The 23,741-nt window shown below is 61.1% G+C and carries 17 protein-coding genes; 6 read left to right on the forward strand and 11 right to left on the reverse strand.

Annotated features, from left to right (window positions below):
* Window positions 1-62: 62 nt before the first annotated feature.
* On the reverse strand, window positions 63-776 hold the full coding sequence (locus FW756_RS10435) for a DUF1361 domain-containing protein (RefSeq protein ID WP_446430089.1): 714 nt from the start codon (window positions 774-776) through the stop codon (window positions 63-65).
* Window positions 777-847: 71 nt separating this feature from the next.
* On the opposite strand from FW756_RS10435, the gene FW756_RS10440 reads away from it, so the two are divergent.
* Complete coding sequence (locus FW756_RS10440; protein ID WP_446430090.1) at window positions 848-1,315, forward strand: SRPBCC family protein; 468 nt, start codon at window positions 848-850, stop codon at window positions 1,313-1,315.
* 89 nt (window positions 1,316-1,404) lie between these two features.
* Here the strand turns inward: FW756_RS10440 and FW756_RS10445 are convergent, their stop codons facing one another.
* Window positions 1,405-2,451 (reverse strand): LAETG motif-containing sortase-dependent surface protein, encoded by a 1,047-nt coding sequence (locus FW756_RS10445; protein WP_446430091.1) that lies wholly within the window; start codon window positions 2,449-2,451, stop codon window positions 1,405-1,407.
* Window positions 2,452-2,776: 325 nt separating this feature from the next.
* On the opposite strand from FW756_RS10445, the gene FW756_RS10450 reads away from it, so the two are divergent.
* Both FW756_RS10450 and FW756_RS10455 read left to right on the forward strand, forming a co-directional pair.
* Window positions 2,777-3,985 (forward strand): multidrug effflux MFS transporter, encoded by a 1,209-nt coding sequence (locus tag FW756_RS10450; RefSeq protein ID WP_446430092.1) that lies wholly within the window; start codon window positions 2,777-2,779, stop codon window positions 3,983-3,985.
* 157 nt (window positions 3,986-4,142) lie between these two features.
* Window positions 4,143-4,709 (forward strand): TetR/AcrR family transcriptional regulator, encoded by a 567-nt coding sequence (locus tag FW756_RS10455; RefSeq protein WP_446430093.1) that lies wholly within the window; start codon window positions 4,143-4,145, stop codon window positions 4,707-4,709.
* Window positions 4,710-4,771: 62 nt separating this feature from the next.
* Here the strand turns inward: FW756_RS10455 and FW756_RS10460 are convergent, their stop codons facing one another.
* Window positions 4,772-6,940 carry an RCC1 domain-containing protein gene (locus FW756_RS10460; RefSeq protein ID WP_446430094.1) on the reverse strand — a complete coding sequence of 723 codons (2,169 nt, stop codon included), beginning with the start codon at window positions 6,938-6,940 and terminating at the stop codon, window positions 4,772-4,774.
* A 94-nt stretch (window positions 6,941-7,034) separates the two neighbouring features.
* Window positions 7,035-7,382, reverse strand: coding sequence for a winged helix-turn-helix transcriptional regulator (locus tag FW756_RS10465; protein ID WP_446430095.1), 348 nt, complete (start codon window positions 7,380-7,382; stop codon window positions 7,035-7,037).
* A 77-nt stretch (window positions 7,383-7,459) separates the two neighbouring features.
* On the opposite strand from FW756_RS10465, the gene FW756_RS10470 reads away from it, so the two are divergent.
* Complete coding sequence (locus FW756_RS10470; protein WP_446430096.1) at window positions 7,460-8,260, forward strand: NAD(P)H-dependent oxidoreductase; 801 nt, start codon at window positions 7,460-7,462, stop codon at window positions 8,258-8,260.
* Window positions 8,261-8,317: 57 nt separating this feature from the next.
* On the opposite strand, the gene FW756_RS10475 is transcribed toward FW756_RS10470, so the two are convergent.
* The 6 genes from FW756_RS10475 to FW756_RS10500 are packed head-to-tail and all read right to left on the reverse strand — an operon-like array spanning window position 8,318 to window position 16,187.
* Complete coding sequence (locus tag FW756_RS10475) at window positions 8,318-9,136, reverse strand: lytic transglycosylase domain-containing protein (RefSeq protein WP_446430097.1); 819 nt, start codon at window positions 9,134-9,136, stop codon at window positions 8,318-8,320.
* Window positions 9,133-12,129, reverse strand: a complete 2,997-nt coding sequence (locus tag FW756_RS10480; protein WP_446430098.1) for a hypothetical protein — start codon at window positions 12,127-12,129, stop codon at window positions 9,133-9,135. The genes FW756_RS10475 and FW756_RS10480 overlap by 4 nt, the downstream gene beginning before the upstream one ends.
* Window positions 12,126-13,109: a hypothetical protein gene (locus tag FW756_RS10485; protein WP_446430099.1), complete on the reverse strand. Its 984-nt coding sequence runs from the start codon at window positions 13,107-13,109 to the stop codon at window positions 12,126-12,128. Before FW756_RS10485 ends, FW756_RS10480 begins: the two co-directional genes overlap by 4 nt.
* Window positions 13,106-13,960 (reverse strand): heme ABC transporter ATP-binding protein, encoded by an 855-nt coding sequence (locus FW756_RS10490; protein ID WP_446430100.1) that lies wholly within the window; start codon window positions 13,958-13,960, stop codon window positions 13,106-13,108. The genes FW756_RS10485 and FW756_RS10490 overlap by 4 nt, the downstream gene beginning before the upstream one ends.
* The gene (locus FW756_RS10495; RefSeq protein ID WP_446430101.1) at window positions 13,960-15,042 is read right to left on the reverse strand and encodes a FecCD family ABC transporter permease; all 1,083 of its coding nucleotides are present in this window, start codon (window positions 15,040-15,042) and stop codon (window positions 13,960-13,962) included. Before FW756_RS10495 ends, FW756_RS10490 begins: the two co-directional genes overlap by 1 nt.
* On the reverse strand, window positions 15,039-16,187 hold the full coding sequence (locus FW756_RS10500) for a heme/hemin ABC transporter substrate-binding protein (RefSeq protein WP_446430102.1): 1,149 nt from the start codon (window positions 16,185-16,187) through the stop codon (window positions 15,039-15,041). The genes FW756_RS10495 and FW756_RS10500 overlap by 4 nt, the downstream gene beginning before the upstream one ends.
* A 270-nt stretch (window positions 16,188-16,457) precedes the next feature.
* On the opposite strand from FW756_RS10500, the gene FW756_RS10505 reads away from it, so the two are divergent.
* On the forward strand, window positions 16,458-19,988 hold the full coding sequence (locus FW756_RS10505; protein WP_446430103.1) for a fibronectin type III domain-containing protein: 3,531 nt from the start codon (window positions 16,458-16,460) through the stop codon (window positions 19,986-19,988).
* A gap of 415 nt (window positions 19,989-20,403) precedes the next feature.
* Here FW756_RS10505 and FW756_RS10510 read toward each other — a convergent pair whose 3' ends face one another.
* The gene (locus tag FW756_RS10510; protein ID WP_446430104.1) at window positions 20,404-22,833 is read right to left on the reverse strand and encodes an LPXTG cell wall anchor domain-containing protein; all 2,430 of its coding nucleotides are present in this window, start codon (window positions 22,831-22,833) and stop codon (window positions 20,404-20,406) included.
* A 216-nt stretch (window positions 22,834-23,049) separates the two neighbouring features.
* On the opposite strand from FW756_RS10510, the gene FW756_RS10515 reads away from it, so the two are divergent.
* The gene (locus FW756_RS10515; RefSeq protein WP_446430105.1) at window positions 23,050-23,685 is read left to right on the forward strand and encodes an NAD(P)-dependent oxidoreductase; all 636 of its coding nucleotides are present in this window, start codon (window positions 23,050-23,052) and stop codon (window positions 23,683-23,685) included.
* Window positions 23,686-23,741 lie beyond the last annotated feature (56 nt).

Raw genomic sequence — 23,741 nt, forward strand, 5'->3', positions numbered from 1 at the left:
CCAGCCCCCTTCTGTGTGTAAGACATTGTGCGGATCCGCGCCCAAATTTCAGCGCCCGACAGTCACCCGAAGTTGCGCATTTGCTCAACCATCATGAGTCCTTCGATCACCGCACCGACGACCATGTAGTAGATGAGGCCGAGAAACAGCGCATACGTCACCGTGAATCCCAGCGCTGTAAGCACATTACTGCGCTCGGAAAAGTGCCCGACAAGCTTGCGCACGAATCCGATGGGATGTTTGAGGTCCCAGCTATTAAACCGGGGATACCTGCCGAGGTACATGCCGAATGACACCAGCAGCATGATCACAATGACAAACGCGATTGATGCCCCGCGGGTGAGCGCTTGGGCCGCATCACCGAAGAGCGTGATGGCAAAGACCATATGCGCGATGAAGACATTTACCACGGCATTCGCAACCCCGGACATCGCAAGGCTGATGACCAGGATGATGTCATACCAGAGCGGTGTTCTGTCGTCATCACGACGGTGTGAAAAGTTGAGCTCGGTAATGAGGTAACTCGCGTTCGGGAGCAACAACAACCAAACCATCGCAGTGACCGCGAGTACGGCGATGGCAGCTGGCCGAGAGATCAAAAGCAAAACGAGTCCGCTCACACCGCCAACCGTGAGCACGATGACGGGCAGTACAGACAGCCAAATATTCCACAGCATCGGGCGGTACAACTTCGTATGAAACAGTGGCGCTCGCAACAGCACCAGTAGTGCCGCATAGACGTTCAGCAGAACTGCTGCAGTGAAGATGCTCGACATGGCTCTACGGTAGCGCGGGCGCACGACATCTTTTTGCCCACACTGCAGCAAGTCGTGTACATAATGACTGCATGCATACGACTCGCTCTTTCTCAGATTCGATCTTCATCGCTGCCTCCCCGGAAGAGGTGTACGCCGCAGTTTCAGACGTCACCCGCACGGGCGAGTGGTCGCCGGTCTGCCGCGAGTGTTGGTGGGAGTCAGGGGATGGTCCTGCCGTCGGTGCAGTCTTCACTGGCCGTAATGACGACGGAACCCGTGTCTGGGAGACCCAGAGCACGGTCATCACAGCTGCCCCGGGTGTCGAGTTCGGGTGGAGCGTCGGCCCCGGTCGCACGAATTGGATCTATCGAATGCAGCCAGTTGATGGTGGCACCGAACTCACCGAGGCATGGGAATGGTTGCCGGAAGGTCAGGAGTACGTCGTCAACCGCTTCCCCGATGATGTTGAGGAGCAGATTGCGAATCGCGAGTCGGCCGCGCGAACCGGTATCCCTGAAACGCTTGCAGCAATCAAGCGCGTCATCGAGGCCGCGTAAGTACTGACGCCCATCACCTCACGCTGAAACAGCAAGGAGCCCCTGGGAGATGCTTTTCCCAGGGGCTCGGTGCTGTCGCCGTAGGTCAGTTATGCGCGAGCGCTGTGCTGTCGCTTTCGCAGCACCAGCAGGCAGGCTGCGCCCGCTGCGACCAGCGCCGCAGCGATACTCATCCCGATGACGGGAGTGAGCGAGTCGCTACCAGTGGTCGCGAGCTGCGGGTTCGCAGCCTGCGAAGTTGGCTCGGCCGTCTCTGTTGGCGCATTCGGCTGTGCAGGATTCGGCCCCATCGGTTCAGAGGTGATGATGCAGCCTTCTTCCATAACCTCACCACGTCCGTCAGCGGCCTCGACCTTGGTGTAGTTCTCGCACACCGTGCCGGTGCCTGGCTCTGGCTCTGGCTTCGGTTCGGGCTTGGGCTCAGGTTTCGGTTCCGGCTTGGGTTCAGGATCAGGATCAGGCTCCGAGGTTTTCGGGAGCTCGTCTACGACCGCGGAAGCAAAGATCATCGAACCAGTCGAGTGACCTGCCCAACCGTTCGCATCTGCCAGGACTGTCGAGTAGCCATCGCCATAGCGGAATGGGTTCCACACGACTGAAATCATCTCATCGTGTTCATTGGTTTCTTCGAGCGTCAACGTCAGGGCATACTGACCACCCTCAAGTACCTCTGCAGGCTTGGCGAAGTGCAGGACGACCCATTCGTAATCTTCGCCTGCATCTTCGAAGCTGATTGTTGCTTCGGCGAGCACATTTCCAGGAAGCGTTGCTGCGCTAATGTCCCCGCCTGGTAGCTCAGAGAGCGTCCCAGCGACAACGTTTCGCGGCTTCGCCGTGTACGCCTTCACGCGCATCTCCGTGACGTAACCCGCTTCATCGGGAGCGACAGTGAATACCTGTCCCATGTTTGTTACGCCGGGACCGGGACTCCACGAATTCAGGCCGAATTGCCCCTCGCCCAAATAACTCGGGCCGGCCTTCGCAGTTGTCACCGCAGTGTCTGCCGCAGCAGGCTCCTCAGCATGTGCTGCAGTCGCCTGCAGTCCAAACAGAGAACACACACTCACCAGCAGCACGAACACGCCGAGTAGACGTGCCCACCTGCTCTTCGAAGCCCCACCCCGAGCTTCGGACATAGCAATAGTCACAAGAGCAAGAACTTACCTCACACGTGTAAAAGATTTCAAACACGCCCCGAATTCCTATGGATTACGTACGCATGGCACACGAATTTGCATCACCATTTGCAGATAGTCACAAATCTTGCATCTTGACGTCACGATCCTCACCACCCTCAAAGACCACTTGACCCGGGCAGCGAACGCGACGCGAATCCTCAAGGATCAACACGCGCACACCGCAGAGCCCCCTCCACCGCCAGCACGAATTTGCCCCCCTCGCAGCCCATGAAGTAATCTGCATGCTGACCTACCGGCCGGTAGGTAGATCGGAGAAATCTGTATGACTGCGCGCACCAATGCCCGCACCGTTGGCGTCTGGTTCGCCATTTCACTCGCACTCGTCACATTGCTCGGCCCCTCTGGAACCGACATGTACCTGGCCTCACTGCCAGATATTGTGCGCGACCTCGACAGCACTGCCACCCAGGGACAGCTCACGCTGAGTCTGTATCTGCTCGCCATGGGAGCAGGCCAACTCATCTTTGGGCCAATCACCGACGCCTACGGTCGCCGCGGCCCGCTCCTCATCGCACTCATCGCGTTCTTCGCGGCCTCACTCGGCGCAGCGTTTACCCCGACGATGGGAGTGCTTCTCGTCGCACGCGTGGTGCAAGGACTTGCTGCTTCCATGACACTCGTTGTCGCACTCAGTTCCGTTCGCGATAGAGCAGAGGGTGCACGAGCCGCTCAGCTGTTCGCACTCCTCATGACGATCGAGGGCCTCATTCCTGTGCTCGCACCCACACTTGGCGGCTTCATTGATTCCGCATTTGGTTGGCGTGCTGTACTCCTGACGCTGGCCGGCATCACAGCAATAGCACTCGCAAACACCACATTCTCACTTCCCGAGAGTTTGCCTGCAGCACGACGATCCTCGCTACATTTGCCCGACGTCGTTCGCGCATATGGGCGGATCGCAAAGGACCCCGCTTTCCTTCTGCCCACACTTGGCCTGTCAGCAGTCTTCTTCTTCCTGTTCGCTTACATCGGTGGCGCGACGTTTGTCTATCAAGAGTCGTTCGGCCTCAGCGCGAGCACCTTCGGTCTCGTTTTTGGCTGCACCGGACTCGCAGTGATGTTTGGGGCGATCATCGCGGGGCGCAGTGTCACGCGTTGGGGCGCCTACCCTCTCGCGTTGATGGGCAGCGCGCTCGTTGCAGCGGGCGCTGCGCTTGCCGTTGGCCTCACACTGGCAGGATGTGGCCTGTGGGGCATTGTGGCAGGCATGTTCATTTCGCTCCTCGGTCTCGGTCTCGCCGAGTCCACCCTGATGGCTCTCGCTATGGACTCACAGACCGCCGCGCTCGGTTCAACCGCCGCGCTACTCGGCGCATTCCAGCTCATCATTTCGTCAGCGGCTACGCCAATTGTTGGCACGCTTGTGGCACTTGATCCGCTGGTCTGGCTCCTTTTCCTCCTTGCAACCGGAGCGGTGAGCCTCGTGATTGTTTGGGTCGGCGCCCGCCGAGCAACACGTCACGCTCGATAGCCCTCAGTCCCCCTGAACCGACCACCTGCCGTGACGTCACGCGCTCAGCGCACTACAATCGGCAGGTGGCCGAAGACCAGTGGCGCTCAACATGTGACCGCTGAGCGCCACCCAAGAAACATCATCTGACATCCTGCTTCGCGAAATGGAGTGCACGTTGGAACTCTCACCATCTGCCCAGCGCATCCGCGCGATCGCGGTCGAGCATTTTGCCGAGCATGGGTACGAAGGCGCCTCGCTCAACCTCATTGCCACGGCAGCGGGGATGAAGAAGGCTTCCCTATATTTCCACTTCGCGAACAAGGACCAGCTGTTTCTCACTGCACTGGAACACGCGCTTGCCACCGAAACCGAGCACGCCACACACACATTCGAAGCTGAGGCAGCGACACTGCCCGGGCTTGATTACCTCACCGCAATCGGCGCCCGGTACGACGAGCACGCATCACTGCGTTTTCTCCTGCGGGCCGCATATGCACCGCCCGCTGCCTTGCGCGATACCGTCGCTCAGGGCCACGGGCAGTTTCTCGAGCACATTGGCGAGACATTGCGCGCACGACTTCCACAGCCGAATGCTTCACGCACGAACACGCTTGTTGAGGCCTATCTTGGGGCGGTAGACAGCCTGCACGTCGAAGTACTCTTCGGCAACGACGAACATCTCGACCGACGTAGAACGGCACTGTGGAGCGTGCTCACTGGCTTCTGGGAAGCCGGGAACTAGCTCGTTCACAGTGCCGTTCGTCACAACGGTGGTCGTGCCACCACACAGTCAGACAAGACGCGTTACCGCGATCCGCCGCTGCGCGTTCGCCTTCCCCACAACACGAGCCCACCAGCGGCACTGAGCGCGATGGCAACCGCGGCCAGCAACGGCGTGAGCACATCACCCGTCACAGATAGCCCTGCTGCGGCGTTGGACCCATGCCCGTTGCCAGGGGATGGCTTGCCCGTGCCTGGCACCAGCGGACCGGTGGGTGTTTCAGTACCACCGTCACCCGGACCAACATTTTTCTTCCAGTGCGCTTCGAGCTTCACGTCATGCAAAATGGGCGTTGTGAAGTCGAAAACGGTGCCGCTCGCGTCTTGCCAGCCCTGGAACGTATACCCCTTGCGAGATGGTGCAGTCGGCTCTTCCGCTAGTGCCCCTGCAAGCACAGCCTGCGTCGATGACTCACCGGCGCGTGAGTCAAATTCGACCCTATACTCGGCGATCTGAATGGCGGCAGGCTCACTCACTATCTCACCGTGTTCATTTGTCGCGATCACGCGGTACTGCGCATGTTGATGCAGAGCATTGACGAGCACCTGCACCTCGGCCCCACCCGCAGATACTGTTGCGTCAGCGTCGGCTGTCAGTGGTTGCCACTCGTCAGAATCTGCAAACTGCACCTCCCAACGCAGCGTCGGCGGTGGCCCGCCCGTCGTCTCAGTCGTGAACGTAGCGACGTCACCGAGCACTCCAGATACATTCACGAGCGGGGTCAGTGTCGGCGGATCGCCGTAGACGAAACCGTCCTCAATCGTCACTGGCGTCTGCGCTTCGTCGTAGGCGTTCCATGAGAGCACCAGGTCCACCGCACCATAGGTGTCAGCCGGTGGGGCAGTCACCGAGATGGTGCCATCACCGTTATCAACAAGGTTGGTCCCTGACACGCCACCAAACGTCACGTCAGTCACGGTCACCGGAACCACAGGCGGGAGCACTGGCGTGGGCACCGAGGTGCTCTCGTAGGTTCCATCCCCTAGCTGTCCATAAGTATTCTGACCCCAGCTGTAGGTCACGCCGTTGTCAGCGAGCGCGAACGATGTGCCAATACCAGCGGCGATACTGATAAATTTCGTTCCCTCGGGAGCCTCCACGCGAACCGGAGTCGATTCGCCATCTGGGTTTAGGCTGCCATTTCCAAGCTCGCCATAGGTATTGCCTCCCCAGCCCCAGATGTCACCATCAGTGGTCAGAGCGATCGTGTGTTTGCCACCAGAGATCACATCAGTGAACTGCACCCCAGCCGGGGTTTTCACAAGAGCTGGCGTACGGCGAGAAGACACTGTTGTGCCTTGCCCGAGTGCACCCAAGTAGTTGCCACCCCAGGAATACAGTTTCCCGTTATCACCGAGGCCAACAGAGAAGTCCCACCCACCAGCGACCTTGCGGTATTTCACACCGGACGGAAGTGTGACACGTTTTGGCGTACTCGATGAATTCGAGCCACTCGAGCTGCCGAGCAGGCCTGAGCTATTGTCGCCCCACGCGTAGGTGTTCCCATCGCTTCCTACCGCGAGCGTATGATCTCCAAGCGAGCTCAGCTCGGTAAACGTCACACCAACAGGCATCGTGACAGGCTTTGGCTCATTGACGATATAGGCATAGCCGCCGTTGCCTAACTGCCCGTAAATGTTGTAGCCCCACCCATACGCATTGCCGGCAGCGTCTAACCCAAATGCGTACTCAGTCGAAGCGACAATTCTTGAGAATTCAACTCCTTCGGGCACCTTGATCGGGCCAGGAATTGACCGTGAAGCGGAGGTACCGTCTCCCAATAGCCCCGTCGCCCCACTACCCCAGGAGTAGGACTTGCCGTCATCTCCCACTGCATATGAGGTGAAGGTTCCGACCGCGAGAGATGAGAATTTCACCCCTTCGGGAAGCAACGTGCGCTCTGGCACCAGAATGCGACCAGTTTCGCCAGTTCCGCCTTCACCGCTGCCATTCGCACCCCACGCGTACACATACCCATCAGCTCCAAGACCCAGCGAACTGAGATCTCCTGCGCCGATCTTCTCAAACGTCGTCCCGGTGGGAGCTTCGGGTTTCGGCAGCGTGATCGTGGTGCCACCGGCGACAGGGCCGACAGGCGCAGCCTCAGCCGTTGCAGGGGTCAAACTTGGCGCGAGCACGAGGGCCAGCGACATCGTCGCCACCCCAACGGATCGTCGCAGAGTGCGAGTCACGAGAGTTCCTTCATATTCACGGGATGGGAACACCTGCGTGCCTCCATCGGTATCTGTTCAGTGCGCATCAGTCTATTTCGAGACACGGAGTCTGCTAAACCCGTGATTCTTCTCCCTGTGCGCGAAGCCATTCTTCACCCCACCGGCCCATCGTTTCGGTCAGGCCACGAAGCGACGCACCGAGCGGCGTCAGTGAGTACTCAACTTTTGGCGGCACCTGCGGGTACACCTCACGGTGCACTATTCCGTCAGCCTCAAGCTCGCGAAGCTGACGAGTGAGCACTCGATCAGTGATATCGCCAACCGCGGTTCGCAGTTCACCAAAACGCAGCGTGCCCGTCAAAAGCTTTTCGACGATCGTGAGCTTCCAGCTGCCACCGATCACACTGACCGTCACTTCAACAGGACAAATGGACTGGGCATGACGGGTCGCATCGCGCATGACACTATCCTAACCGTCGGTATAGGACAGAATTGTGCCTACTTACCAAAACGGCAATTTACTGCTCTGATAAGTGCATGACTGATCCGCTCCCCAACGTGCTCTATGTATTCGCTCACCCTGACGCATACTCATTCAATGCTCAGCTCTTCGCCGCAGGCTACCGTGCACTTTCTACTCACTCCAACGTCGAAGTAAGCAACCTCTACGCCATGGGCTTTGATCCAGTGCTCAGTCTGCGCGATCTCGGGCGAGATGGCACCGACACCGAACCCGCAGGCAGCTCGACATTTCTCGAGCAGTGGAGAAAGCGCACCCTGGACGATGCGCTCCCAGCAGACGTCACACGTGAGCAAAAGAAGTTGCGGCGGGCGGATCTTGTCATCTTCCATTTCCCGCTCTGGTGGTATTCACTCCCCGCACTACTCAAGGGGTGGATCGACCGCGTGTTGAGCGCGGGATTCGGGTTTGATGTGATCGATCCGACCACCGGACGCACACGCAAATACGGCGACGGACTTCTGCGAGGCAAACGCGCGCTCATCACTGTCTCGTATGGCGAGACCGAGGCCGCACTCGGCCCCCGTGGCATCGCTGGCGATCTTGACACGCTCCTCTTTGGGTTCACCCACGGCACGCTGTTCTACACCGGCATGGAGGTGCTCCCAACACACGCAATTGCGTCAGCCGACGGCCTCGATGCCGACCGGGTTCACGCAGAGATTTCCCGCTACGAGGGCAGACTGCTCAATGTGCATGCTGAGGCACCGATCCGCTACCGTACGCAGCACAGTGGCGACTATCACCCCGGCCGCAGATTGCAAGATCAGTTTGCCCCTGGCCGAACAGACATGGGCATTCACCGCGCGGATCGTTAGTCGGCAATCAGCGCTTCGGCCACCGCCTGAGCGGAAGCTTACGCTGAATCGAAGCGCTCATCTCGTTGCAAGCGCATATTGCTGCGTTGCCGTTGAGACGCGCACTGCATAATCGTGGCTGTCGTTGTACCCAGCAATCGCCCGCTCCCAATTCGCTTGATTCGTGAGGGAGCCGCCTCCCATGCTGCACAAGTAGCGCCCTGCGGCGAGCGCAGCATCGTCAATTTGGTGTGGATCTTTCTTCCCGTCCCCGGTCCCATCGGCTCCCCAGAGCGCCCAGGTGCTCGGAATGAATTGCATCGGTCCGAGTGCGCGGTCCCACTGCGTGTCCCCGTCGAGGCGTCCCCCATCGGTATCTGGGATTGCCGCGACTCCGTTTCCGTCAAGGGCTACACCGATGATGTGTGGAAGGGTGTCGCCGTTTGCGCGCACCGATCCGCCGCCAAGGGTGCCGTGGTGCGATTCGACCTCGCCGACTCCTGCGAGGGTGTTCCACCCAATGCCGCAGGTCGGTTGTTCGGTTGCGAGGGTAATTGCGGCGCCAGCGTAGGCGGTGAGGGCTCGCTCGGGAATACCGGTTGCCTGTGCTGCACGGCTCACCCAGTCCGCATCTGCAAGTGCTGCAATGCCGCCGCTCTCAACGGTGGTGCCGGGAGCGGCCTGCGCCTCGGAGACAGTCTGAGGCCGCACGCCAGTCGCTGCTCGTGCGCCTTTCGGTTTCGCGGCCGCCGTTGCTTCGGCAGGAGCTGTGGGCCACGAAGTCTGTAACGCAGCAACGATATCGTTGCCCCATACGAGACCGACTCCGACGAGCAGCACCGCACCGAGCGCGCCAGCAGCTCGCAGTGTGACGCGTAGCTTCCCTGCATCGCTCATAGCGCGATCACACCGCGCATGATGAGCCCGCCACCCGTTGCGGTCACGACGGTGACCGTTCCCAGACCCGCCAAGAGTACGAGGAGGAGCAGCACTGTCGTGCGGGAATCGAGCGGCTCCTCTGGGTGCACTCGAGTGGTCACAATGATCCGCTTCGTGGCCTGCGCGCCCGCGAGGGGTGCCCCAACTTGGCTCACCGGAACAATTGATTGGCGTGGGGGTGCCACCGTTCGCTGTGGCGGAAGTAGTGCCCGCTGCGTGACATTGGGAACGTCAGGTTTCACAGGGGGTTTCTGACTTCCCGCGCAGTTCGCGCTGTCGGCGCACACCGAAATCTGTTTTGGCAGTTTCGCACGGTCGCGTGCTCCATCAGAGGTGTACCAGTACGACGACTGCCCCGTCAGAATCTGAAAGTCGATGAAGTTTCGTGGGAAGGAGCCCCAGAACGCACTGTTCTTGGCGGTCTTTGCTGGTTGTGCATTGCGGCCACCGGGCAGGTCACCCACTGAAACCCCGAGGTAGTCGGGTGCAATGGTGAAGTTGGCGGCATTCACATTGACGCCTGAGAAGGTCGCGAGTGTGATGCGCTGTGGGGTGAGTTCTTTCCACACGCTGGTGTCGTCCATCTCAGCCCCGAAGCCGCTCCCTGTCGCGGTAAGCGTGCCAACGCCGTTGCGTACGGTGAGCTCAGGGTTCGACGCCGTCCAGTAAGTCATTCCGCCGTAGAAGGCCACGGTGAATGACCCCTGCCAGCGCAACTTGGCCGAGTTTGTTGCGGGGTCGATGCTTCCCGATCCACCGGTCAACACAATCTCTGCACCTGAGCTGCTTTCAGTCGAGCTGCTCGTGACGGTCGAACCAAAGGGGTCGGTGCACTTGTTCTCCCAGGTCACCGGCTCCCACCGCCCCGCACTTGTCGGCTTTTCAATGCGCACATTCCCGCTTGACGTCGCACTCGAGAAGAACCCATCGCGCTTGGTCCACACTCGTGCCGAACCTGAGTCGCCCGCCGCTCCAGCGGACAGGAAGTTGCAGCCACCGAAGTAGGCACCGCCCGTTGACTCAGCGTTGATACCCCATCTCAGTCCAGCATTCGTCAGCTCGCTCGGTCCGGTCCCTGTGCTACCAGCAGCAGTGAATGACACGTGCGTGAGCGGATCATCGTGTGTGAAGAACAGCATCGAATACTGCTGACCTGCTTGCAACGTACCCAGTACGCTGGTGCCCTCAGTATCGTTGCCTGGGCGAAGCGTTATGGTCGCGGTACGCTGTTCGGGATCCGCCACCCACGTGCCGAGGTAACGCTGGCCTGGGTAGAGCCAGGCCTCTCCTGCGTCTGCGGTGCCCGTCCATGGCACGGTGATGCTGCGGGCCGTGCTTGCTCCGAGCGGAGTAGTGACGCCGGTGGTCTTTGCGGTCACGTCACGCACTGTGCCATCGGCAATACGCGCTTTGATGTCGGCAATCGTTCGCAGGCTCGTCGCGTCACTGATCTCGCGTCCGGTTCTTGGCACGATCGATCCCGGTTTCTTCGCGAGAACCTGCAGGCGTGTGGGCTCTGATGTCGCTGCGCCGAATGCCGTTGTCACGCGGACGCGGTACTCGGTGCCCTGCTCGGCAAGCGCAGGAATGACCGACAACGCGGCATCCTTTTGCGTCGCAACGGTCTGCCACTCCCCTGCAGGATCACGCGACTCCCAGACGAACTCACGTTCGGCCGCAGAGCCGCCGACCTCAGGAACAATCGCGGTCTCAGTCCACTCAACCGCCGAGGTTTCTGGTGCGAGGTCTACGGTGGGCGGCTGTTCGTCAACCGCAGCACGAGTGACTTCGATAGGAAGCGCGACCTTGCGTGGCTGAATACTATTTGCGCCGCCGTCAGTGGTGTACCAATACGACGACTGCCCGGTCAGCACGTGATAGTCGATGAAGTCTTTCGGGAACGAGCCCCACCACGCACGGTTCCCAGCGGTGAGGGCCGCCTGCGGGTTACGTCCGGCTGCACTGGCTTTCACGCCAAGGAAGTCTGGCGTCACGGTCAACCCGTCTGCAGACACCTTTACGCCTGAAAGCACGGCAAGCGTCACCGTGCGCTCTGGCAAGACGCTCCACGCCTCAGGGTCATCCATATCGGCGCCGAAGCCAGACAGTCGGGCAGTGAGGGTGCCGGCGCCTGTCGAATCGACGCGCAGCACGGGGTCAGTTGCGCTCCAGTACGTCATTCCGCCGTAGTACGCGACAGTGAAACTTCCCTTCCACTGGAGTTGCGCGGTGTTGGCCTCTGGATCAAGCGTTCCCGTACCGCCAGTGATGTACACCTCTGACCCGGTCGTACTCTGTGCGCCGTTATTCGTCTGGCCGTTGACCGATTTGCCGTCCGAGGTCTGGCACCGGTTCTCCCACGTCTGCATGACGCGGGCCGATCCGTCGGCGCTCGGTCGCTGCACGCTGACATTGCCGACCTCGCTGCTGTAGAACTGGTCGTCCTTTTTCCAAATCCGCGATCCGCCTGCATCACCGGCGATACCTGCGCTGAGGAAGTTACATCCTCCGTAGTAGGCGCCACCCGTGCTCTCACGGTTCAGCCCCCACGACAGGGCCGCATCATCAACCGTAACCGGGGCTGCCCGCACGCTCTCGGTTCCCGTTGGATTCCGGAGCTGTTCTGTTGCGTCCGTTGGGATGGTCGCGGTCTCGCCGGAGCCCTCCGGCTCAGCTGCCTCGCTGATCTCAGGGTCTTCGGTCACCTCGGTTTTTTCGTCGGCGGATCCGGCATCTGTGTCAGCTGAACTCCCCGACGGAAGTGCTGTCGTTTCACCGTCGGTCGTTGGCGTATCAGCGACACGACCCGCCCCACTCGCATCATCACTCTCGACGGTTGCTGCCCATTGCCCGGCCCGGGCAGTCTCGGCGGCTTCCGCTGCCGTCGAACCAAGACCTAGCAACGCGACGAGCACCGCCGCGCAGGCAGTGCGAGTGAGGCTCGAATTCATCGTTCTGACCCGAGGGAATGAGCTGCCGCTTCTGGCACTTCGGCTGGCGCCGGTGCTGCAGCTGCAGCTGCAGCGGCCTCGCGCGTTCGCTTACGCCCGGACAGCACTGCCCAGACCAAGAAGCCAACCGATCCCACCGCGATGACACCGATACCGACGACTGCCCACATCAAGATGGTCAGCAGGCGATCCTCATCGCTCGTATCTTTCGCTGCGGCAACAACCGTTTCGGTGCGCTCTTCGATGATTTCCTTTGGCGAGGTCTGCGCCGGAGCGGCAGCCGCCATCGTGCCAGTGCCACCCTCAGGCGCGGCCGCAGGGGCTGCCTCGGAAGTTCCAGCAGCACCCGCAAGGTCTGTAAACGTGATTGGCGTGAACGACTCGTTATTCGCGTTCACCACTCCGTGCGCACCAATGGTGATGATGCCGCACTGCACTTCAAGGCAATTCACTTCACTCGGGTTGCCCGCACGATCAATCGCAGTGAACTGCGCGCCAGGAATCGTTGCAACAGCTGACCATGTGCCATCCGCTGAGACCTCGCCACCGTTCGCAGCGTACGAGGTCGAGCTCCCAGGGAACGTCACAAAGTTCGCGTATCCAACGGGGTTCGCCTCGTCATCTGGCACGTACATGTAGTTTTCGCCGGTGACTCCGCCACTACTCGGTGCCCAGCCAGGCCCGTCAACCCACCCGAACAGCACATAAATGCCACCAAAGCCGTTTTGGATTGACTGGAAACCAGAACCGTTGAGCCGCAGCTGCGTTTGGTAGACCGGATCCGCCACGAATGTCAGCTCAGGCGAGCCCTCGACCGACACATTGACTCCGCCCGATGCGTACGCCGGAGCCGCACTCCCTGCCGCCACGCTAAGGGTCGAGCCGCAGAGTAACGCGGCTCCCAGCAGCGCAAGCGCACGAACGGATCGCCAAGCTCTGTTCGGCCGCGCATCCGCCACCGCACGAGACTTCACACTCACGGGGTTCCCTCTTCTCTCGAACTCATTCTGATTTCACGGACGGGCACGATCATCGGCGCCCCTGTTGTGGGGTGTTGGAAGACTTCGACCGGATGCTCGTACACGCGTCCGATCTGTTCTGCCGTCAACACCTCGGCAGGGGTGCCGCACGCGACGATGCGCCCCTGGCTGAGCATTGCGATGGTGTCGGCGTATGCTGCAGCAAGGTTGAGGTCATGCAGCACCACAATCACTGCATCTCCACGATCAGCACGCTCTGCAGCGAGTCGGAGGACAGCCTCCTGATGCTTCAGATCAAGTGCCGCAGTCGGTTCATCGAGCAGCAGAATGCCAGTGCGTTGCGCGAGCACACGCGCCAACGCGGTACGGGCACGTTCACCGCCAGAGAGCGTGGGAACCCTGCGCTCGACAAACCGCTCAATGTCAGTACTGCGTAGTGCATCTGCAACTGCCTCAGTATCTTCGTCTTCGCGTTCGGTGCGCTGCCAGGGCCTGCGGCCCATCTCAACCACCTGTTCGACAGTGAATGGGAAGAAGACACCGTTCTCTTGCGGAAGCACTGCGCGACGACGCGATAGCTCACGAAGCGTCCACTCGTGCAACCGCTTCCCTGCGATCCGTACCTCGCCAGAACGCAAGGCACGATCACCCGAAATTGCCGCGAGCAACGTCGATTTCCCCGCACCATTTGGGCCGATGAGCGCGAGCACTTCGCCAGCGCGCACACTGAGATCGACATCAGCAAGCAGCGTTCGGTCACCAATGACACAGGTCGCGCCGATGACTTCAATTGCGAGCGTTCCGCGCGCAAGCACCTCGGGGAGCACCTGCCCTCGTGTACTCAGACGCATTATGCCCACCCTCCCGCGCGCTTACGGGCGCGACGCAATAGCCAGAGGAAGAAGGGACCGCCAACGATAGAGGTCAGCATGCCAATTGGCAGATCAGCCATCGGTACCGCAGTCCGAGCAACAAGATCTGCGGTGAGGAGCAGCACGGATCCGCCCAGCACGCTGGCGATCAGCAGCGGGAAGTGCGCCGGCCCCAAGATCATGCGCATGAGGTGAGGCACCACGAGTCCAACGAACGCGATGATGCCTGCGAACGCGACCGCAGCACCCACGAGCAGAGCGGTCACCACGATCACGACCACACGCAAGAGCTCAACATTCACGCCCAGGTGACGTGCGCTCTTCTCACCGAGCGAAAGCAAGTCGAGTCGCTTCGCAAGTGCGAACGAGACGACAAGGCCAACGGCAACGAGTGGGAGCACAATGCTCACTTGTTCCCAACGCGAACCGTTCAAACTGCCCAACTGCCAGAACACGATCTGCTCACGCGCCTGCTGGTCGCCCAAGAAGGTCATGAAGGCGAGTCCCGCCCCGGTGAACGCGTTGATCGCGATGCCGGTGAGCACGAGCGTGACGACTTCGGTCTTGCCTCCCGCGCGACTCAACGCGTAGACCACCAGCACCGACATGAGGCCAGTGCTGAACGCGACAACAGCCGTAGTCCACTCCCCAAACATGGACAGGTTGAAAACGATCGTTGCTGCCGCACCGAGCGCGGCGCCCGATGAGACACCGACAACGCCAGGCTCGGCGAGCGGGTTGCCAAAGATCGCCTGCATGAGCAGACCAGCGGCTGAAAGCGCAGCGCCAATCAGCACCGCCATAGCAATGCGCGGGAACCTGATATTCCAGAGCGCGCTCTCGCCGTGCGTGTGACTTGGCGCTGGGAGCCAGTCGATGCCCATGCGGTGCAGCACCGAACCAAGCACTTCGACAGGAGCGACGGACAGCTGTCCCACCCCCGCAGAAACGAAGATGAGTATGACAAGCAACACGGCAAGGACCGTGAACAAGATCGCCTGTCGCAGTCGGCGCTTGGCTTTCGTAGCAGGCTCGGCCCGCGCGATGACTACTGCGCTCACTTCCAACCACTCGATTCTGGTGCGTAGATCGCACGGGCAAGCGACTCAACAACCGCAGCGCTACGCGGGCCGAAGCTCAAGATTTCGAAGTCACTCATGTCTACGATGCGCCGGTTCACGCCAGCGCTTGTCTCGGCAACCGCAGGAATACGCTCGAGCAGACCGTCAACACCGCCTACCGATTCGAGCCCCTTCGTCATCATGAGGATGAGATCAGGGTCGGCGTCGACAAGCGCTTCGGCGGTCATTGGGCGCATGCCCTTCCAACCAATTTCTGAAGCGACATCGACACCACCGAGGCTTTCGATCAACGAATCTGCGCCAGATCCCTCGCCAAAGATGTAGTAGATACCTGCGTTTCCACGGACATACAGGAACAACATGCGCGGCCGATCAGCGGGGTCCTTCGGCGCGATTTCCTGGATGTCTGCCATCACCTGATCGAGTTCGCCGCGCACTTGCTGCGCGAGCGCTGCGCCACGTTCGGGCACCCCGAGCGCTTCAGCCACCGACATGATGAGTTCTTCGGTGGTCTCGAGGCTACGTTCGGGAGTGACAACGACAACAGGAATTCCTGAGTCGCGCAGCTGCAGGACCACATCCCACGGACCAATCGAAGAGTCAGTGATGATGACAGTCGGGGCAAGGTCGAGGATTCCCTCACCGTTCAACTCATGACCGTTTTGGGTCACAATCGGCAGATCCGCAGCCTCGGCGAACCCCGTCGAGGTGTCACGGCCCACCACTTGATCGCCAAGACCCAGTCCAAACACCGTGGCCGCAAGCGTACCGTTCAGGTCGAGCGCAAGAATGCGGCTCGTGTCAGTGATCGTCACTTCGGTGCCCTGGTTGTCGGTGACCGTCACAGGCAGCTGCGATTCGCTCTGCTCAGAAACTGCCACGACACTGTCGGTGACGAGGCAGGCAGTTGACTCCCCCTGCCACTCGTTGGGGTGCTCGAGTGTCTGCAATTCGCTCAGGGGGATGTCGGAGTTCAAGCAAGCATCGTTCGCCGACGCAGTCTTCGCAGGGTCAGTGCAACCGGCGCTGAACAGCACGGCGGTAGCGACCGCGAGCGCAACAAGGCCGCGGCGAACAGAAACGGAGGGAGGCATAAGGGTCTTCTCAGAGGGGGTCTTCGACACAGCGTCGACAGTGGGTGAGGGCGCCTTCCCATGCTCATCTCACTCGCATGCCGGTCAGCAGGCGAGTGAAACTTGCGAACGATTCATACATGATTTCTCTCACATGAAGAAATAATCCGATGTTGGTTAGGGAAGCCTCACCTAAGCTAGCATAGACTTCGTCCCATCAAGATAAGGTTTACCTTACCTGGGATCTGTGGTGATCTTTTGTTCGCCGCCACTTCGGTGCCGATGCTCGACGTTCGGCCCCTCGATTCATCGGAGATATGCATGCTCAATACGCCACCCGTACCACCTCTCAGACGGAAGGGACGGCCGCTTTCACTCGCACTCGCCGCTGCGGTAGCCCTCAGCGGTTTCGCGCTGGCGCCGACAGCCGCGTTCGCAGCCTCGACAGGCGAACGCACCATTTCAGATGCCACCTTCCTCTGGGGCATCAATAACGAATCCAATGGCGGCGCATACTTTGGTGGCTGCAACTTCCTTTCGGCAGGCAAGGCAGGCAACACCGGCTCTGCACGTGTCTGGAAAGAGGCAGATGGCTTCTACTCAGCACATGCTGGCAACGTCACCATTGAGAAGCCCAACGCTGACGGAGCCTTCGCAGCGCCAAGCTGGAGCACGAAGTGCCAGAACAGTGCGGGCAAGCCCGTCAACGGCAAAACCAATAATCAGCCTGACTCAGTCACCGACACCCGTGTACGAATCGAGAACGGCACAGGCACCGTCGATCCGAGTGCTGGCACCGCAGAAATCACTTGGAATGGTGACTTCACCGTTGCCTACTACGGCGGCATGACCTACTGGTCGGCCTCTGATCCGAAGCTGACCGTCGCAGCCGACGGCACCGGTACGCTCACCGCATCACTCAGCGGCTATGGCACCGATATGGATAATCAAGAGCTATGGGAGCCCATCACGCCCCGCGACGTGACCATCGGCACACTCACCGGCGTCCAGGTCACCGATGCCGGTTTCACCGTCACCCCTGATTACCTTGGCGTCTCCTTCGATGACGGCGGCAAGGGCCGCAACGCACAGGCCGAACTCACTGACGACAATCGGTCATGGTGGGGCGCGTTCCCGCAGGAGTTCAACGACTTCCACATGCTGACGGGACAGTCCTCCTACTGGTACACCACTGACGGCACCGCGAACAGCATCCAGCCACGCAAGGCAACGTTGCCGCTCCAGGTGCAGTACAGCGAGCCAGCTGCACCTGAGGCTCCCGCAGCCCCCGCAGCACCGACAGTTCACGGCACGGCCACTGGCGCGCTGACTGCAACGTGGAAGGCACCGAAGGATGGCGGATCCGCCATCACCGGATACAAGGTCACAGCAACCGCTTCTTCAGGCACGGTCACCGAGGCAACCGCACCCGCAGACGCGACGGCATTCACCACCGGCGTACTCGCACCAGGCGAGGCCTACACCGTCACCGTCACCGCACAGAACGCGGTCGGCGAGACGACGTCGCAGCCCTCGGCAGCCGTCGTTGCGAACCCAAACCCGACCCCACAGGTGACCGTCACCCCAGCAGCTGGGCTCAATCCGAATGCCGAACAGAAAGTGACCGTCAAGGGCACCGGCTTCACCGGCCCCGCAGCGCAGTACGGCGCATACCTCAGCATCTTTGACGCGTCTGTCTGGCAGCCAGGCACGACGCCACCAGCTGCAGATACCTGGCTCGGTCGTCCCGCCTGGGTACGTGCCGACATGATTGTTGACGGTGCATTCACGAGCGAATTCACGATCCCCGCTGGCACCATGCAGCAGGGTGCCTCATACGGCATCACCACCATGGCAGCCCACGGCCTCGTGTTCTCAGACCGTCGTCTTGATACGTTCTCTGCGGTGAGCGCGGTGTACCCCATTGCGGTCCCAGCAGCCCCCGCACAGCCCACCGCGCAGGTTTCTGACGAGACCGGCGTGCGCGTCGCTTGGGATACACCGTCGAACGAAGGCGGCGCCCCCATCTCCGGGTACCGCGTCACGCTCACCGGTTCTGATGACACCACCGCAACACAGCAGGTCGGGGCGAACGACCGCGCAGTCGTGTTCGCCGATCTTGCACGCGGCGTTTCGTACACCGCGACCGTCGCAGCCCAGAACGCAGGCGGCTTCTCAGACGAATCTGCAGCTTCTGCAGCAGCAGAGATTGCCGCGACCGCACCAGAGACTCCCGCAGCTCCGGTCATTGCTGCGGCAGGCGTCACCGACGCCACGGTGACCTGGTCGGCGCCAGCGAATGGCGGATCAGCAATCACGGGCTACACCGTCACTCTCTTGGCCGGCGACTCTGAGATCGAGTCAAAGACCGTGTCGGCAGACACGTTCTCGACATCCTTCTCCGGGCTCACACGAGCAACTGACTATACCGTCATGGTTCAGGCAACCAATGCGATCGGCACCAGTGCAGCTTCAGCAGCGACCGAACTGCGCACCCTCGCGACAGCACCTGACGCACTCGCAGCGCCAACGGCGACCCCGGTTTCTGGCACTGATGTGCTCGTCGGCTGGGTTGCCCCGGTTTCCGATGGCGGATCCGCTGTCACCGGCTACATCGTCACCGTGCAGCACGCAGGCACCACGGTTGCTGAAGTTGCAGCAGACGCTGCTGCGCAGTCAGCGACGGTTACGGGACTCACCGCGGGCACCGAGTACTCGGTGACTGTTCGCGCATCGAACGCCACCGGCTCGTCAGCAGCTTCGCCTGCTACGACCGTTCGCACCTTCGCGACGCCAGAGAAGCCAGCTGTTCGCGCGTCTCTTGAGGGCACAGCCGGTGTCTCGGTCGCCTGGGATGCCCCGGCAAACGGCGGCACTGCACTCACCGGCTACCGCGTTGAGCTGCTCGTCGATGGCAAACTCGTCAGCACCCAGCAGTTGAGTGCGGATCGCACCCAGGCGGTCTTCCCGAATCTCACGCCGGGCACCACTTACACCGCACAGGTTCGGGCTTTGAACGCTGTCGGTTCCTCAGAATCTGGCGTAAGCGCTACGGTCACCGTCCCCGCAATCGCACCAGCCGCACCCGCTGCCCCAAGCATCACGGGCACAGGCGATGCAGCAACCGTGCGCTGGGTAGCACCCGGTTCAACCGGCGGCGCGACGATCTCTGGCTACACTGTGACCCTCCAGTCGCACGACGGCAAGGCCGTTGAGCAGAACGTTGCGGGCGATGTCACGCAGGCCACCTTCAAGGGCCTTGCAGAGGGCACGTACACCGCAAGTGTCACCGCACAGAATGCAGCGGGCACTTCGCCCGCATCGGCAGCATCCGACGCTGTTGCGCTCGCAGGCCCACAGCCTGAAGGCACACCTGACATGCTTGGCGAAGGCGACTTCACTGAGACCTCATCGGGAGTTGGTATGACGGTTTCAGCAGACGGCCGTGCGGTCACGATTCGTGCGGGCGCTGACCACGCGAACCGCTGGGTAGGCGTTTCTGTGCACTCTGAGGCTGAGTTCGTTGGCTGGTACCTTGCAGATGCAACGGGCACCGTCACCGCACAGCTGCCCAAGCGCGTTGGAGCTCACCATGTTGCCGCATACGCTCAAGATGGCACCGCGATTGGCTACCTTGCGTACTCGGTCACTGAAGATGGTGTCGCAGTTCCTGGCGACGGCAAGACTCCGGGCACTGGCACGGGTCAGACCGGCAAGACCGACGCCAAGGGCGCTGGTCTCGCACGCACCGGCGGTCAGGCACCGATTGCATTCGGCGTTCTGGCACTCAGCCTCGTCGCGCTCGGTGGCACACTGATCGTACGTCGCCGCCGCGAAACTGCTGCAGAGTAACTTCGCGTCCATCTCAAACGGCCGGTTCTCCTTCGGGAGGGCCGGCCGTTTGCGTCTGTACTGGACTGCCTGCTTGCGTCCGATCCGCTCCCACTCCCCTGTTGATCCTGTGTGCCTTGCGACCGGTGCGCTTCGTCAGGATCCGCGCCCGACCGATTCCCGTGACCCCTCATGACAGTCCCAGTTCGACCGACGGGCGCGACCGCGAACACAATCGCGCAGCGCGGACAGGCATACAGCGGGCACCGGCTACGCCCCGTGCGCATCCCGCTGACCATCATCGCTATACGCCCGAGTAGGTACACAACGCTTGCCCACGATGCGAACGCACAGACACATCGAGACGGCAGGCAAAACGGCACTGCCCCCGCGAATACACGCATGTGACTCGCGGGGGCAGTGCCGTTTTGGTGAGTTAGGCCTGCTTTCGACGGCGCAGTACCAATACGCCGGATCCGAGTACGAGCGCGGCGGCTCCGCCGATGAGCAGCCCCAGCGCAGGGTCGCTACCGGTGTTGGCGAGGCCTCGGTCAGGATCGGCACCACGAGCGGCACCCTCCTGAGCGGTTCCGTTCTCGGTCGGATTTGTCGGCTCGGTCGGTACAACGGGCTTCGTTGGCTCAGTCGGCTTCGTTGGGCCGGTCGGCTCTGTCGGCCCAGTGGGTTCGGTCGGCTTCGTCACCTCGGCAAGCTCGAACGGTGCCCAGCCCAGCAGCTCGCCTGACACACTCTGCACGGCAACCCGGTGCTTGCCGGGAGCAAAGCCGTCTGGCAGCTTCGTCGTGACCGCGAGGTCCGCGTTCAGTCGATGCCACCCGAGCGCCTGGGCCTCCGAGTAAGCAGTGAGGAAGACGTTTGAGTCGGCCAACTCACCTGGCACGGTTGCAGTAATGGTGCCATCTGCGTTCACCGTGACACTCACGTCGCCGCGGTTCTCCTCTGTCAGCTCTTCGGCCGATACTGCCGCAGGAGCGGTTGCGGGAGCATTCAGTGCGAGGCGAGTATAGCTGTCGCCGCGACGATCATCGTAGGTAGACATCCACCACAGGTTTGTGTGGCGCAAGAGCGTGGCAACGCCGTAGGACCGCTCAGGGTCAAGCGTGTCAGCGTCTACGTGCATGCGCACTGTGAACGCCCCTCCTGCAGACTTCACGGTGCCCTGACTGAGCTGGCCCCAGCTCGTGTCGGGCGAGGTGGTCACCCACGTTGGCGTTGCATCCCGGCCTGGCTGCCAGTCTTCGTCATCAAAGAGCGCAACGTCGAGCGCAAAGTAGCCATTGCGATCGTTGTCAGGCACTGAGAAGTTTGCACCGACGACTGTGACGTCGCCACCCGCTTCGGCATCGAGGCCGCCCGAAGGGCTTAGAGCAATCTGCGGCTTGCCTGTTGCCGCAACAATGCGATAGTCAGCAGCCTCAGTGACAATGCTCTGACCGAGACGATTCTTGACGACGACTCGCACCTTGCTCGTGCCTGCGGTGTCGGCAACGGGCAGCGTCAGTCGGTGTGTGTAACCGTTGTCGCCGCGTGCGGTCTTCACGCCAGCGAGGGCAGACCAGTCTCCGCCGTCGACCGAGCGTTCGACGATGAGCTCAGTTGGAGCAGGAGTACCAGCAACTGAGAGGTCAAGGACCGGCTGCATGCCTTCAATGGCGAGCACGGTTCCTGGCTGCCTGACGACCTGCAGGTCGCTTGGAGTTTCGGTGCCCAGCTGGATCTCGCCCGAGTAGCTCTTGCCGCCACGGTTTTCGGCGACCATGCGTACGTAAACGCCGTTCCAGTCTGCGGTGATGCGCTCGATGCGCAGTGTTGCATCGGTTGCTCCATCGATCTTCTGCCACTCACCACTGCGCGTGTTCTTACGCTCCCAGCTGTAGGCGGTCGCACCCGATGCTGCCGCAGTGATCTCAAGATCATTGCCTTCGAGCACTGGGAATTCGAGATTCGCCTTGGGGTTGTCGGTAATGAGGGGTCGTTCGACCGGCGCCTCGACCTGCGCAGTGACGCGCATGGGAAGCGGAGACTTATGCGGATCCGCGCTGCCACCACTCGTGTGCCAGTAGGAGGCGAGTCCGCTCTCGTAGTGGAAGTCGACGAGCGACTCAGGCCAGGCTCCCCAGCCGTCCTTTGACTTCAAGACGGCTGATTCTGCGCTGCGCCCTGCATCAGGATTTCCTGTCTCGTTCAGCGGGAAGTAGTCGCGCTCAAAGAAGTCAGGGGTGAATTCGACGGCCCCCGCTGCAACGTCAACAGACGAGAAGGTTGCAAGCGTGACTGAGCGTGACGTCAAGGGGAAGGTGCCCTCAGGGTTTTCCTCATTCGCACCGTACCCACCTGCGATTCCACGCAGTTCACCGGACCCGTCGGCCTCGATAGTCAAGACCGGGTCAGTGAAGGTCCACGGCACGAGCCCGCCGTATGCGTTTGCGGTGAACGCACCGCTCCAGTGCACTTCGCCCGCGCCAGTGACCGGATCAAGTGTGCCTTCACCATGTGAGAAGCGTGCACGCTGATTGATGCTCTGCCCTGACATCGGGAGACAGATGTTCGCTCGCGACGCACGCTGCGCGGACCCATCATCTGTGAGCTTGACGATCGAGACATCACCCACCTGCTCACGGAAGACTCCCCCTTCATCGCCGGTGCCCGCCGAGAAGAAGTTGCAGATCCCACCGCGCGAGTCAGGGTTTTGATACTCCTGGTTCAATGCAATGTCGAGTTGCAGGTTGGTGAGCTGTGCGGGGTCCGACACTGCGTGCGCCGGAATCACCCCCGTGGTCAGCAGAGCGGCAAGGGCCGCGCCTGCCGTGACAGAGACGCGTAGGCGCCCAGGCATAGATGACATGGTTCTCCTGAAGAATGTGTTTCTCACTGCGCAAGCCGGGTCGTCTCACCCAAACTATCGCGCCTTAGGTAAGGCTACCCTTATTAACAACATATGTATTGCTCGCAAAGGACAACTTCTCGTCAATTGGTAACGCAATATAGACATTCGCCTGATTTTGTGCTTAAGTACCTTTTGTATAGTAACTATAGAAAAGGTACTTTTAAGGAGCGCAACATGTCACAGGTCGTCGTCTTTGGATACACCGGCTACGCAGGCGGAGCAATCACCACCGAACTCATCGCGCGCGGCCACCAGGTCATCGGTGTCGCGCGCACCGCACACTCCGGCACCGAACAGATTGACGCACGGTCGGGTTCGATCTTTGATGCAGACTTCGTGCGCCAGACAGTCGCGGGTGCCGACCACATCGTCGTAGCACTACACGCAGCAACTGAACCGGCGCTGATCTCTGCGCTCCCAACCCTCACTTCCGCCGCCATTGCAGCTGGCGCGCGACTGAGCTTCGTTGGCGGAGCAGGCTCGCTCACGGTCGCCCCCGGCGGTCCCCAGCTCTTCAATACCCCAGATTTCCCCGCCGACTACCTGCCCGAAGCTCGCGCCCACGGCGCGATTCTTGACGCCCTTCGCGCAAGCTCACCCGAACTGGACTGGTTCTACGTCAGCCCCGCAGCAAGCTTCGGCGCCTGGAATGCTGGCGAACGCACCGGCACGTTCCGCATCGGCGGCGATGTTCTCATGACCGACGCCTCGGGCGAATCGGCAATCTCAGGTGCCGACTACGCTATTGCTTACGTCGATGAACTCGAGCAGAACGCACACAACCGTGAGCGCATGAGCGTCGCTTACTAATACGTGCGCGGATCGGCCCCACGCGTGCAACCACCCACCGGGCAGCCTGATCCACC

It is taken from the genome of Leucobacter sp. 1207-22, assembly GCF_052850455.1.

Excerpts from the sequence above, each read along its gene's own strand:
- FW756_RS10435 (WP_446430089.1), bottom strand. The coding sequence starts at position 776 with ATGTCGAGCATCTTCACTGCAGCAGTTCTGCTGAACGTCTATGCGGCA.
- FW756_RS10480 (WP_446430098.1), bottom strand. The coding sequence starts at position 12,129 with ATGAATTCGAGCCTCACTCGCACTGCCTGCGCGGCGGTGCTCGTCGCG.
- FW756_RS10490 (WP_446430100.1), bottom strand. The coding sequence starts at position 13,960 with ATGCGTCTGAGTACACGAGGGCAGGTGCTCCCCGAGGTGCTTGCGCGC.
- FW756_RS10450 (WP_446430092.1), top strand. The coding sequence starts at position 2,777 with ATGACTGCGCGCACCAATGCCCGCACCGTTGGCGTCTGGTTCGCCATT.
- FW756_RS10470 (WP_446430096.1), top strand. The coding sequence starts at position 7,460 with ATGACTGATCCGCTCCCCAACGTGCTCTATGTATTCGCTCACCCTGAC.
- FW756_RS10465 (WP_446430095.1), bottom strand. The coding sequence starts at position 7,382 with ATGCGCGATGCGACCCGTCATGCCCAGTCCATTTGTCCTGTTGAAGTG.
- FW756_RS10510 (WP_446430104.1), bottom strand. The coding sequence starts at position 22,833 with ATGTCATCTATGCCTGGGCGCCTACGCGTCTCTGTCACGGCAGGCGCG.
- FW756_RS10440 (WP_446430090.1), top strand. The coding sequence starts at position 848 with ATGCATACGACTCGCTCTTTCTCAGATTCGATCTTCATCGCTGCCTCC.
- FW756_RS10445 (WP_446430091.1), bottom strand. The coding sequence starts at position 2,451 with ATGTCCGAAGCTCGGGGTGGGGCTTCGAAGAGCAGGTGGGCACGTCTA.
- FW756_RS10475 (WP_446430097.1), bottom strand. The coding sequence starts at position 9,136 with ATGAGCGATGCAGGGAAGCTACGCGTCACACTGCGAGCTGCTGGCGCG.
- FW756_RS10515 (WP_446430105.1), top strand. The coding sequence starts at position 23,050 with ATGTCACAGGTCGTCGTCTTTGGATACACCGGCTACGCAGGCGGAGCA.
- FW756_RS10505 (WP_446430103.1), top strand. The coding sequence starts at position 16,458 with ATGCTCAATACGCCACCCGTACCACCTCTCAGACGGAAGGGACGGCCG.